The following is a 12,730-nucleotide window of genomic DNA, read 5'->3' as shown; positions in this document are numbered from 1 at the left end:
AAATAATGGGTTTGCCCGCGTGAAATCTCTTATGGTTAGAGGGTTGGACAGGATATCTGCTGCCCCTGATTATAAGAGATTTCTTTTTGCAACCTGTTAGTTAAGTGATTAACTAACTGGCTTACGATTAAGGATGCTGCTGTTTAAGGGGATATTTGGAATATGTAATTTGTTTACAAATTATTAATCTATGTTATTATAAAGGTGCGTTTATTACAAAGTTGTCATCAGAGATTACAATAGTGTTAGGATTAAGCGCCGAAATAGGCTGTTTTAATCCATTGGGAGTAAGTTTTTCAAGAGAATTCCAGCAACTCCCTGCACACAGGTTACAATTTTGTGATATGATGCAATTCGAGCCGAAACGAGCACCCGTACGGGGGATGATTGACCGGTGTTTAATAGATGACACCTTGGGGTGAATCGCCAATCCGAACGGTCGGACTGGCGTAGGGGACTCCTTAACCCGAATCCGACAACTAACCCCGCAGGCTACTGACAGGAGGAACATATGCGTAAAAGAACAATTGTGAAGCTCGCAGCAGCTTTACTGGGAACGGCCACTATATTGCAGATTATCCCGGTATATGCCGAGCCCTATCAGGCAAAAGAGGGTGACACATTCTACTCTCTCGCCAAAAAACATAATCTGAGCGTAGAAGCTCTAGTAAAAGAGAATCCATCGATTGATCCGAAGAATATATACGGCGGGTTAAAAATGGAGCTTCCGACGTCGGCCATTCAAGGAAACGCGTTATCGACATATTCATTGCCGGCGAAGGCGGCGACTGAAGCAGCCGTACAGAAAGAAGCAAAGAAAGCAACGGGTGAGAAGAAAAGCTCCAAACCACAACAAGAAGTGAAAGCGGCACAAGCTGCTCCTAAAAATGTGGTGAATGTATCGGGACGTCCGATGACCTATTCGAAGAAGCTGAACATGCGCGCGACTGCGTATACGGCGCATCCGAGCGAAAACGGCAAGTGGGGAGCTGTTGATTTCTACGGCGACGCATTGAAGCTGGGCACGGTTGCCGTTGATCCTAATGTAGTACCGCTCGGGACCAAGCTGTTCATTACCGGATATCAGTTCAAGCATCTGCCGCAAGGTGGTCTGGTGGCCGAGGCGCGGGATATCGGCGGTGCGATTAAAGGGAATAAGCTGGACATTTTCGTTCCGGTAAGCAAAAGCGCCGGCAGCACTTTCGGCGTGCAGGATGTGCAGGTTTATATTATCAAATAAGCAGCGCAATTATACTTAGGTGTATTAAAATTAGAAGAGATTGTCCCGCAATAGAACTACTTGCGGGACAGTCTCTTTTACATCATTACATACTGACTTTTTCAATCCCAAATGACCTTCCAATTATGATTCACGGCTGCGGTAATTGTGCCCTGCTTCATCATGTACGAGGCGATAAGCTCGGCAATGTCAATCGGAATGTCACGGATGACCGGCTTGCCGGCGAACATCCGGAACCCGCCGGCTCCTGAAGCGCGGTAATGGTTCATGGCGACATCGTATTCCTTGTCCGGTTCAAGCGGCTGTCCGTTCCGCGTCAATTGGACGATGCGTTCGCCCGCCGGGCGGGACACATTCATGACATATTCGATGCCTTCCCACATGTCATAATTGTAGTGCTGCGCTTTCGGATAGAGGAAGGTCGGATGAACCGCTACCGCTTGGCCGTCATAAAGCGCAAAGTAGCGGGCATTCCATTCCAAAGCGTCCCGGATATCGCGTCCCTTCAATCGCAGTACCTTCAATGTATTGGAAAATGGACAAAATGCGGTTATTTCGCGCATGGATACCTGATTCCCGAATCCGGCCGCGCTGTCGTCAAACAAGGCGGTGCAGGAAATATCCGCGCCCGATACGTCCATCTGCACACGGTTGATGAACTCGATTAAAGGGTGCTCGGCAAGCCGGGCCTCGTGGGGATCGCATATTCGCATATCCCCGTCAATGCGGCAAATGGGACGGTCAAGCCAACGCTGGGTATTCGCTTCGTAAGGCGCGATCCATTCACTGAGCTCACGGTCGGGTTCAACGCCCGCCGCGGCAATCAACTGAGCGCGTTTCTCGCTGATGCGCCAGCGGCCATCTTGGCGGGCAAGAACCAATTCCACTTCGGCTGCGTACCGTCCTTGACTGCCCGGTTGAACAACGATGGTGTCACCGATGCGCTCTCCGGCGATGGTCCGGTGTTGATGTCCGGTAATGAGCACGTCGATGCCTTCCACTTCTGCGCATATCCGTGAGCCCTCATTTTCCCCCGTATCCTCCTCCAGGGGAGATCCCGTGCGGATATCTCTTTCCAGACCGCCGTGATACGCGATGATAACGACGTCGGCTCCTTTGCGGATCCGCAATTCAGGCACCCACTGCTTAGCGGCTTCGACGGCCGGCAGGAAACGCAGGCCTGCAATATGCTCCGGCAGTTCCCAATGAGGGATGAAGCGGGTGGTCAGTCCGAGCACGGCTGCGCGCAGCCCGCCGGCAAATTCGGTTATGAAATAAGGGGCTCCAAAGTACGGCATGCCCGTCTCTTCCCGTACAATGTTGGCCGCCAACCAGGGAAACGCAGATTCGCGCTGCGCTTTGCGCACAAACTCAAGACCGAAATTAAATTCGTGGTTGCCCGGGATGAAAGTGTCATATTTAAGGCGGTTCAAGGCGGCAATCATCGGATTAGGGGATTGCGGATCGAGCCGGGCATGATAAGAAGCCAATGGCGTTCCTTGCAGCAGGTCGCCGTTATCGATGAGCAGAAAATGCTGCTTGTCTGCGCGGGCCTGCCGAATCCGTGAAGCGAGCTTTAGCAAACCTAATTCAGCGGGGGCGTTGTCAGCGTATCGGATCGGCAGCATGTGCCCGTGCACATCGCTTGTAGCCCATATCGTCAAGGTGAATGTTTCGCACATTGCGGATAACCTCCTGTATGAGATTTACATGCTGTGGGATGATGACTCGTACGATATGCAACCCTATTCGTTATGAACGCAATGATTCCTTCGCTTCGCCGCAGATTAACAAAAACATTACATACAAAGGAGCGGGTGGATAAAATTAACATAGACTTATCATGAAACTGCTGTTCTTCATGATACGATAGTAGTGCAGCAAGAAGGAGTGCGGCTTTGTAAGTCTTCCGGAATGCTCATATGCTGCAATAAAATTGAAGTGGGAAGCTTCCGTCTGCGGAGAAGACCGCCGGGACTTTCTTAACTGAAGAGGAGGGGAAATTCATGTTTACGAGTAAACGTATCGGGCGCTTGCTGCTGACAGTCGGTTTGATATTCAGCTTTATTATGCCTGTCAGCGCCGTCCTGGCCGAAGGGCCGTCAGATCCTGCGCCGGTGCTTCAACCCGTTGGCGCTCCTAACGGAAAAACCGTACTGTTTGACAACACGCATGGACAGACGGCCGGTGCTGCGGATTGGGTCATTGATGGGGCATTTTCTGATTTTGCCACTGCTCTGGCAAAGGAAGGCTATCAAGTCAGGGAGCTGCGTAAAAAAGAACCGATTGCGCTGAGTGATTTGCAAACAGCAGATGTTTATGTCATTCCGGAAGCGAATATTCCCTTTAAAACCTCCGAACAACAAGCAATGGCGCAGTATGTGCACGATGGAGGCAGCATTTTCTTCATCGCCGATCACTATAATGCGGATCGCAACAAAAACCGTTGGGATGCTTCGGAAGTGTTCAACGGGTACCGTCGCGGAGCATGGCAGGACCCGGCGGCAGGCATGAGCACCGAGGAGCGCCAATCTGCGGCAATGCAGAATGTATCGAGCTCCGATTGGCTCGCGGATAACTTTGGCATCCGGATTCGCTATAACGCCCTTGGCGATATCAACTCCGACTATATTGTGCCGTCGTCCCAAGCCTTTGGCATTACTGAAAATGTAAAGACCGTGACCATGCACGCAGGCTCCACTTTGGCGATTATTGATCCTGTCAAGGCGAAAGGGATTGTGTATATGGCAGCAACCAATAAAGCTTGGCCCAATGCAGTCGACCAAGGCGTGTATAACGGGGGCGGCTTGGCGGAAGGTCCATACGCGGCGATTGCTAAGGCTGGACTGGGGAAAGCGGCCGTTATCGGCGATTCTTCTCCGGTGGAGGACAGCACACCGAAGTATTTACGGGAGGAAAACGGTGCTGCGAAGAAAACGTACGACGGCTTTTACGAACGCGACAACCATACGCTGCTGGTCAATATAGTGAAATGGTTGTCTATAAAAGAGAATTATACTTCATTAACCGAAGTGCCTGGTCTTTCCTTGGATCAACCGACCGCGCTGCTGGCGCAGGAGGCGCCGCAAAGTTCGGTGGAACCGAAACCTGAGCCTTGGGCCAGCCCGGCTCCAGGATATAAATGGTGGGATCCGTCCACGTTCAAGGATGGCTCTTACGGGTATGATTCTTCGTCGCCCGGCGAGCCTCCAGCCGGAGACGGGGAAGAATTTGAGTCGGGCAGCAAAGGAGCCTATGCGGCGGGCAACGTGACGCTCGACAGCGGATCATGGCTGTTTGATAATGCGCTCATCGGCGACCTGCCGAATGACAAGAAGAACGGAGCCAAGTCGGCCCGTATTCGAGCTGCCGGGTTCATTGCCATGAATGGTGATGTGGAAGGGGCCAAGAGCGTTACGTTGCAGCATGCCAACTTCGGCAATGATTCCGGAGCGCTCTGGAAGCTGCAAAAATCAACGGACGGCGGGTCTACATGGATCGATCTTGGAGAAGCGCACAGCAGCGGCGCTAGCTTGACCCATGTGACGATCGAGGTTAACGAGACAGGCGCCGTCCGCTTCAAAATTGTCGTTGCCGGGACTTCAGGCAAACGAATCAATATCGACAACTTCCAAATCAACCGCTGACGGATATTGTGCAAGTTAGACGCAAGGTTCCATGGTTGCAGCATGCTCAATCATCCCGCTTCTCTTTGCGATCCTGAAGCAGATCGGAGACCGTAACGAACTCGTATTGTTGAGCCTTTAGACGATTGATAATGGCGGGCAGCGCTTTAACCGTGCCTTGCAAGTACCCATTGTGCGCGCTGCCGCCTGCATGCTGCAGCACGATCGAACCTGGCGACACTCCATTAACCACGTTGCGGATAATTTGAGCGGCGCTTAATCCGCGCCAATCATTCGAATCGACGTCCCAATTGACGACCATATAACCGTGTTCTCCTGCCCAGCGCAGCTGTTCCTCGCTAATTTCACCAAAAGGCGGTCTGAAATAACGCGGCTTGTATCCAATGATTTGCTCGATGACACGTTCCGTATCTTTCAGTTGATGTTCAAACCCGGGTAACGTCAGCTTCGTCAACAATGGGTGATTATACGAATGATTTCCGATGATATGGCCTTCGCGCACAATTCTTTGCACGAGTTCAGGGTGTGCTTTCGCACGGGAACCGACGAGAAAGAAAGTTGCATGTACGTTATGCTCCTTCAGAATATCCAATACCAACGGTGTGGTGCGGGTATCTGGAACATCGTCGAATGTAAGCGCGACTTGCTTCGAGCCTTGTGTCTTCCCGCGCAGCTTGAATATGTGGGGGTATTTCATTCTGAGCTGAGCAATGGACAGGTTCTGACGTTTATTTATACTGGATTGCGAACTTTGGGAAGTCGATCTGGCTTCGGATGATTTGTTCCAGGCCCGCTCTTTGGAGCGGGTTTTGTTATTTGCTTCTTTATTGTTCGCTGTCTTCTGTTCAAGCTGTTTTTTCTGTTTTTTGTTGGAAGACGCATTTAACGTGAAGCGGAGGATGCGCCGTTCTCGCTTGCGCTCTTCCTTCTTCGGTAAAGAAGATGGCAACGGATTTACTGTGATTCCATCCGTAATTGAACGGGGTGCTCGCGGCCATATCGAATCAGGATCTTGATTCCACGGGGAATGGCTTCCGGATGGGCGAGCGGATTCAACAGTTGACGGAGCGGGCTGGGCAGGCAACGTTGGCGGTGCGGCGTCGCGTGAACGCGGGAAGCAACCGGTCGAACAGAACAGACATAGCATGACAAAGCTAACCAACCATTTACGCATGGAATCTTCCTCCTTTCCCGTTAGCGGTCGTTGCTCTTGTTATGTCCTTCACGAAACGGAAATATGCTCATAAACGGCTTGTCCTAGCAGGCAAATGTTCTCATGCGGTTATACTGCCGATAATGAATTGGTAAGAAATTCGCTTACCTAGAACTTGTTGCTAATATTCTGAAAATTTGTGTAACCCTTGTCACATTTACTTTCATTTGTGATAATTCTCACAGATGCTTTGATCCGTGAACAGGCATAGTAGTAGTTGTTAAAGCTGAAAAAGGAGCATACCCGTGTACACGATTCTTTCCAACGAACGCATCTCTGAAGGCATTTACCTCATGACGGTGGAGGGACAATTTCAAGCTCGAATGGGGCAGTTCTACATGCTGCGAGCTTGGAAGCAGACACCCGTACTTTCCCGTCCAATCAGCATTTGCAATATGGAGAAAGACTGTATTCAATTCCTGTATAAGATTGCAGGGGAAGGCACCCGATTGTTCGCGCTGTTGCGCGCCGGTGATTCCATTCAATTGGAGGGCCCGTTCGGCAACGGTTTTCCCGACGTTCAAGGCCGTACGGCGTTAGTCGGCGGGGGAATTGGAATCGCGCCGCTGCTCTATACGGCGAAGCAATTGGACAATCCGGACATTTATCTCGGATTTCGCGGCCAGTCTTATATGACCGAAGCATATGAACCATATGCAAATGAACTTATCGTGCGCGTAAATGGAAATTTGCTCAACGATCTGGACATGAAAAAGTATGACAATGTGCTCGTGTGCGGTCCGCTCGGCATGATGAAAGCGACCGCCCTCATGGCAGAAGGACTGGATACGAAGGTGTACGTATCTTTCGAGAAGCGTATGGCTTGCGGCATCGGCGCTTGCTATGTATGTTCGGTCATGAACAAGCACGGCAACCGCAAAGTTTGCGCAGACGGGCCGGTATTTTTGGCGGAGGAGGTGGAGTGGCATGCGGAACTTAGCTTGTAATGTGGCGGGCATACCGTTCAAGAATCCAATTGTTATGGCATCTGGCACCTTTGGGTTCGGACAAGAGTATGCAAAGCTGTATGACATTAATAAATTGGGCGGCATTTCTTGCAAAGGGCTTACGCTGCATCCCCGCAAGGGCAATCCGGGAACGCGGGTCTGGGAGACGGCTGGCGGCATGTTGAACAGTGTCGGTCTTGAAAATCCGGGCATTGACGCATTTCTGGAAGAGGAAATGAAGTTCTGGGAGACGATTGAGCCTGTTAAAATCGCCAACCTGGGCGGCAGCAACATTGAAGAATACGTGCTTGGCGCGCTGAAAATAACGAAGGATGCGGAAGAACGCCGCAGACAGAATCAACGTGCCGTCGATATGATAGAACTGAATATCTCGTGCCCGAACGTGAAAGAAGGCGGAATGGCCTTCGGCGTCAAGACGGCCGTGGCGCGCGAGGTCATTCGCGAGGTGCGGCAAGTAACGTCGCTTCCGCTTGCTGTAAAGCTGTCGCCGAATGCGGAGAATATCGTAGACATGGCAGTCATGTGCGAAGATGAAGGCGCTGAATGCGTATCATTAGTCAATACGTTCTCTGGCATGAAGATTGATATATATCAGCGCCGCAGCGTATTTCATAATATGTATGCAGGCTTGTCCGGCCCATCCATTAAGCCTGTCGCGCTTCGAATGGTGCACCAAGTGGCGCAGCAAGTGACGATTCCAGTCATGGGAATGGGCGGCATCGCTTCCGCATCGGATGTTATTGAATTCATTATGGCCGGCGCCGAGGTGGTGCAGGTCGGAACCTATAACTTCATGAACTTGCGCGCAGGCGAGGAACTGCTTGCTGGCATCCGCAGCTTCATGGAGCTGGAAAATATTCAAAGCTTGGATGAAATCCGCGGCATTATTCAATAAGCTCGAAGTGTGTTGGAAATAAAGAGGTGCTGCAAATGGTGATGAACAACGATGGTGCAGGGGCCGTAATAGCCGGCAAAACGGCAGAGCGGGTTAATGGTCCGGATCGGACGGTGCCAGCTTCCGCTTATGGAGACGACCTGAGCATTCAGGTTCTGCGGATCGGACGAGACTGGATGTTTTCGATTGTCGGCGGAGAGCCGCATATCGGCGCGGTATCGACCGCTTCGAAGAATGAGGGAGAATGGAAGGTAGAGACGGCATCTGTCCCCGGTCACAAGGAACATGTCTTAACCGGGCCGATGGCCCTGCAGGCTGCACAATGCTTGAAGACGACGGTTACGGTCGTGGCGGGCATCCATTATGATAATTTGACGGCAGCTGACATTGATATCGTCGTCGACAAGGTTTGGAAACAGTTTTTGCTGGAACTGAATACGTTATTGTGAAATTGAGCACGTGAAGGGTTCATGAGAAAATAACGATATGAAGCTCGAGGAGAGCGCCTGAGAGAGGCGCTCTTTTTTAATTCAAAAATGGGAAAGGTTCTGTGAGCGGGCTTGTCCAACTCCAATTCAAAAGGTATAATTTTTTGAAACAACTAACGAAATGATTCGTATGTATGGGTATTGAGACATAATATCATAGATAATGAATATTCGTTTCAAGGTCTATGATTCTAAAGGAGGAAACGATACAATGTCATTATTTAAACGTTTACGCGATGTAACCATGTCTAACATTTACGCCTTGATTGAGAAGGCAGAGGATCCTATCAAAATGACCGATCAATATTTGCGCGACATGCAGGAGGATCTGGAAGAAGCAGAGCGTGCCGTGGCACAGCAAATTGCAATCGAGAAGCGGTTCAAGCAATCGTACGAAGAGCAATCGGCACTTGTGAAGAAACGCGAAGAGCAAGCTCACATTGCCGTTCAAGCTGAGAATCTGGACTTGGCGCGCCGCGCCCTGGAAGAGAAAAAATCGGCTGAACAGAAGATGGAAGAGTACAAGGCGAGCTACGACCAGAACAAAGCATCCGCAGATCAATTGCGCGCCAAGCTGGAAGAGATGCGCAAGCAGTACTCAGATATGAAAAATAAACGCGAAACGCTCGTTGCCCGGTTCAACGCTGCGAAGGCGCAAACAGAAATCAATAAAGCGATGGCGGGCTTCAGCTCCGACACCGCAATGTCCGGGCTGAAGCGCATGGAAGACAAAATGCTTCAAATGGAAGCGCAAGCGGAAGCAAGCAACGAAATGCGTGGTTCCGGCTCCAAATCGCTCGACGACGAATTTGCCAGCTTGAACAAAAACAAAGACGTGGAAGACGAGTTGGCGGCCATAATGAAAAAATATGAAAAACCTGCCGAGTAACGATTTCGAGAAGACGCTTGTGTCAGGCAAGCGTCTTTCTTCCATCAAATAGACAATAGGGAACATGCGATTATGCTGCAGAGTCGGATGTCGGCCATGTTAGCATGAAGGAGGATTATGCTTGGAAAGCCTTAATATCACGATGGGTAATATTAGGGGCATTGCCGTCTGGACAGGGACAGGAGCGTTGCTGCTGTTCTTGCTTATGTTCGTGGATTCGCTTTTTACCGGTTATAAGGATATTCACGAAATGAGACAGGGGAATGTGGCAGTGACGACGCGGTTCATTATGAAGCTCTTCTCGCAAGGGTACATATTGTCCAGTTCGATCAAAGTCGCGTATAGCTTGGGCGAAGCGCTGCTTATGTCTGTCGTATCCTTTGTCATTCTGCTTATTCTGGAGCTGGTTATCCGAATCTTGTTCCGCGGCCTGTTCAGCATGAATTTGGAAGAGGGAACGAAGCAAGGAAATATGGCTTATGCTCTGGTGGCAGGATCATTACATGTCGTAGGCGCGCTAATCATTGCAGCTTGCCTGTAATTTTGAGATAGAAGGAGGCGAATGTCGTGAGCTTGTGGCAACGGTTAAAGAACATCATGGCGAAGCCTGAACCGCCCAAACCGGAGAAGACATCGTCTGAGCTCGGCCCGGGCGATATTTGCGAAGTATCGCTCGTCAGCTACGAGGTAACCGGCAGAACGGATTGGCGCACGCGCAATGCGGCATGGCTTACGATGCGCGATGGCGCTCAAATCAAATATTTGTTGGTGGAACAGCGTGAACAGCCAATTTACAGCTTATACGAGGCCATCGACGGGCGCTTGGACGGCGTCGAAGAGGTCCCGTCCGAAGTGGAGCTGGATGGAAGATGGTTCTATTTAGAAGACCAGTATAATGGACGAGTAATGTGTTCCGGTCAGACTCCATTCGGGGTAGCAGGGGAGCAATATGTATGGCAATATCAGTCCGACGACCGCAAGCTGCTCCGCATCGAATGGCAGGACGGCCGGTTTCAGTTATATGAGGGCGATTCCATAATATCGGCCGATGTGCGCATTCTGCGCCGGACGTAAGGGGCCGCCTATGCGTAAGTTTGGATTAGACGCCATAAAATGGACGATTATGATTTGCCTTATCGTTCCGCTGCTAGCGGCATGCGGGCAGTTCGATTTATCGGAGTCGTACCCGCTTGAATCCGTTACGCGGGAAGGACAAAGCACTTCTTATATTTATCGGGCTGCCGGCACGTCCGTTCCCGATGCCGCTCAGGCGATTGCCGATAAGCGCAAGCCGGAACAAATATCGGAGAACAGCGACGAGAGAATGTTTCTCGTCTACCGCGATGAATTGATCCAAATTCAACAGGATCCGAACAACCCGGAAGACAGTCTGATTGAAGTGGATTCCAAAGAATACGTCAGACAAAACTATGACCGCAGCTTCTTGGAAACCTATATTACGTACAAGATACTGGACAGCTTGTTCGATTCCGTGCGCGGATATGGCCAATACCGCGGTTATACGGACCGGGGCAATTACGCCCCTGCGAAGCCGTATCGCAAGCCGACTGTTGAGGATAAGAAAAAGGCGCCGCCGATTACGGTGGATCGCAAAGGCTCCATCTTCCGCAGAGGCTCTGATAAGGACACGACCGTGGGCAGCGGGGGCAGCATCTTCACACGCGAGCCTTCTGACAGAAGTTCCAAAGGATCGATTACACGGAACAGGGACGGCGGGGGAAGTTCGCAGAAGTACAATCCGCCTAAGGTGAAAAAGTATAAGCCGCCGAAAACGCGGGTCGGATCAGGCAGCATTTTCCGCCGGGGCCGACGATAAAGGAGAAAGAGCAGTCACCGCCAGTCCTCTCGAGGATGCTGGCGGTGACTTTTTCATGCTATTCAGGTTCATCCTGGCGTCGTTCGATGGCTTCAGACATTGTCTTATCAGTCAGATGGGCGTAAATTTCGGTCGTTTCGGTAGAAGCGTGCCCCAACTGTTCCTTCGTTTTATAAATGTCATTTTGCAAATAGTAGTCCGTCGCGAAGGAATGGCGCAATTTATGTACGGTCAACGCGGGTTTTCCGAATCGTTTCGCGTATTTGATAATCATTTGTTGAATGGCGCGCTTCGTCATGCGCTTGCCTTCCGTCTCGCCGTTTTTGATGGCAAGGAAGAAAGCCTTTTCCCGTTTGGGAGCTTCATAGCGCGCTGCGCGCAGTTCTAAATAATCAACGAGGACTTGTTTGGCGCTGTCACGAAAATAAACGGGGGTCTTGAACGTCTCGTCGTTGTGGCCCTTGCGGTACACGTAGACAAGCTTATTGTTCAAATCAACGTCATCCATATTCAAATTCACAACTTCGCTTACGCGCAGTCCCGAATTCAGGATTAGACTGACGATGGCCGCGTCCCGCACGGCGTTCAAGGAGTGGGCATAGGCAGCTTGCTTGTTATCGGCCACATCGTGCGCATAGCCTTTACGGACATACTCGATGAACACGTCGATTTCATCTTCCTCCAGCAGCTTTCCCTTCAGCTTGGATGCGCTGTCTTTCGGCTTATGAACCCGCTTAATCTCAATCTTCGCCATTACATTTCGTTTTAACAACGGATAGAATTGTTCATCCTCGGCAATCTGGCTCAAATAGTGAAACAACGACCGCAAGGACGACAGCTTGCGCGACACCGTCACTCTAGCGTTGGTCGTCTCTTTATATGTCGTTAAATAAATCCGAAACGAAGTAATATGCTCCATGCGCAGCGATTCCAAATCGAGCAGCGCCACGTCTTTCAACGCTGTCGCTTCGGTCAACCGCTCCACGATGAGCCATCCGAAAAAAATCTCGTAGTCCCGAACGTACTCCAATAGAGAAGAGGGGGACAGGTCGGGCAGCTTGTACTCGATAAATTGCTGAACATACCACGGCAAGGTGGGAAGCTTATCGTTCAAGACAGCCCGGTCTCGTATTTTTTGAATTGTCATCTTATGCAACCCTCCATCAGTATTACTATTGTAACGAAAAGCGTGTTACTGCGCAAAGGATAGGGGCCATCGGAGCAGCTATTGAGGTTGCGACAAGATATGTGGTCTCTGCATATAAACAAGGCGCAGAACGTGGGGGGGGGAGTGGGCGGAGTTATAAATGCTTTATCTTTGCATTAAGGGAAATATATTTACACGCAAAAAAGCTCTCTGCTGAGAGTTTTTTTTACTTATAGGAGGGATGGTTGTGAAAAAGTATGTGATAATGTTTCAAAACTATTTTAGCAATGTCAGAAGTGCAGATATCATCATTTTTAACAACGAAAAACAAGTTTTTTTTGCGTGGTGACGTAAAACCTGCTTTTTCTTTTCTAAGCACGTTCAAATATCATAGCAGCATAAAATA

General features: G+C 50.3%; 12 protein-coding genes and 1 riboswitch. Of the genes, 9 read left to right on the top strand and 3 right to left on the bottom strand.

All coding sequences use genetic code 11. From position 1 onward, the window contains the following. Positions 1-347 precede the first annotated feature (347 nt). A riboswitch (cyclic di-AMP (ydaO/yuaA leader) is annotated at positions 348-510 on the top strand. A gap of 1 nt (position 511) precedes the next feature. Beyond that, positions 512-1,240, top strand: coding sequence for a 3D domain-containing protein (locus JSQ80_RS27385; RefSeq protein WP_206097956.1), 729 nt, complete (start codon positions 512-514; stop codon positions 1,238-1,240). A 101-nt stretch (positions 1,241-1,341) separates the two neighbouring features. Here JSQ80_RS27385 and JSQ80_RS27380 read toward each other — a convergent pair whose 3' ends face one another. Then, positions 1,342-2,922, bottom strand: a complete 1,581-nt coding sequence (locus JSQ80_RS27380; protein WP_206097955.1) for a bifunctional metallophosphatase/5'-nucleotidase — start codon at positions 2,920-2,922, stop codon at positions 1,342-1,344. Positions 2,923-3,246: 324 nt separating this feature from the next. Between JSQ80_RS27380 and JSQ80_RS27375 the strand changes: the two genes are divergently transcribed. After that, a complete protein-coding gene (locus tag JSQ80_RS27375) occupies positions 3,247-4,887 on the top strand; it encodes an Ig domain protein group 2 domain protein (protein ID WP_206097954.1) in 1,641 nt (546 codons plus the stop codon). A gap of 46 nt (positions 4,888-4,933) precedes the next feature. Here the strand turns inward: JSQ80_RS27375 and JSQ80_RS27370 are convergent, their stop codons facing one another. Continuing rightward, positions 4,934-6,061: a polysaccharide deacetylase family protein gene (locus JSQ80_RS27370; protein ID WP_206097953.1), complete on the bottom strand. Its 1,128-nt coding sequence runs from the start codon at positions 6,059-6,061 to the stop codon at positions 4,934-4,936. 284 nt (positions 6,062-6,345) lie between these two features. Here JSQ80_RS27370 and JSQ80_RS27365 point away from each other — a divergent pair, with 284 nt between their 5' ends. From JSQ80_RS27365 to JSQ80_RS27335, 7 genes are all read left to right on the top strand, one after another. Beyond that, positions 6,346-7,047 carry a dihydroorotate dehydrogenase electron transfer subunit gene (locus tag JSQ80_RS27365; RefSeq protein WP_206097952.1) on the top strand — a complete coding sequence of 234 codons (702 nt, stop codon included), beginning with the start codon at positions 6,346-6,348 and terminating at the stop codon, positions 7,045-7,047. Then, on the top strand, positions 7,028-7,963 hold the full coding sequence (locus JSQ80_RS27360; protein ID WP_087435574.1) for a dihydroorotate dehydrogenase: 936 nt from the start codon (positions 7,028-7,030) through the stop codon (positions 7,961-7,963). Before JSQ80_RS27365 ends, JSQ80_RS27360 begins: the two co-directional genes overlap by 20 nt. Before the next feature lie 35 nt (positions 7,964-7,998). After that, on the top strand, positions 7,999-8,412 hold the full coding sequence (gene lpdD / locus JSQ80_RS27355; protein WP_240464329.1) for a prenylated flavin chaperone LpdD: 414 nt from the start codon (positions 7,999-8,001) through the stop codon (positions 8,410-8,412). A gap of 250 nt (positions 8,413-8,662) precedes the next feature. Beyond that, entirely contained in the window at positions 8,663-9,340 is a 678-nt protein-coding gene (locus JSQ80_RS27350) for a PspA/IM30 family protein (RefSeq protein ID WP_087435575.1), read from the top strand. Positions 9,341-9,476: 136 nt separating this feature from the next. Further along, positions 9,477-9,881 carry a DUF350 domain-containing protein gene (locus JSQ80_RS27345; RefSeq protein ID WP_206098170.1) on the top strand — a complete coding sequence of 135 codons (405 nt, stop codon included), beginning with the start codon at positions 9,477-9,479 and terminating at the stop codon, positions 9,879-9,881. Between the two features lie 26 nt (positions 9,882-9,907). Further along, positions 9,908-10,414 carry a DUF4178 domain-containing protein gene (locus JSQ80_RS27340; RefSeq protein WP_206097951.1) on the top strand — a complete coding sequence of 169 codons (507 nt, stop codon included), beginning with the start codon at positions 9,908-9,910 and terminating at the stop codon, positions 10,412-10,414. A gap of 10 nt (positions 10,415-10,424) precedes the next feature. Then, the gene (locus tag JSQ80_RS27335) at positions 10,425-11,177 is read left to right on the top strand and encodes a DUF4247 domain-containing protein (protein ID WP_206097950.1); all 753 of its coding nucleotides are present in this window, start codon (positions 10,425-10,427) and stop codon (positions 11,175-11,177) included. Between the two features lie 58 nt (positions 11,178-11,235). Here the strand turns inward: JSQ80_RS27335 and xerS are convergent, their stop codons facing one another. Then, positions 11,236-12,324, bottom strand: coding sequence for a tyrosine recombinase XerS (gene xerS / locus JSQ80_RS27330; protein ID WP_206097949.1), 1,089 nt, complete (start codon positions 12,322-12,324; stop codon positions 11,236-11,238). Between the last annotated feature and the right edge of the window lie 406 nt (positions 12,325-12,730).

It is taken from the genome of Paenibacillus apiarius (genome assembly GCF_017052585.1).
Taxonomy (GTDB): Bacteria; Bacillota; Bacilli; order Paenibacillales; family Paenibacillaceae; genus Paenibacillus_B; species Paenibacillus_B apiarius.
This window is presented reverse-complemented; position numbering and strand designations above follow the sequence as displayed.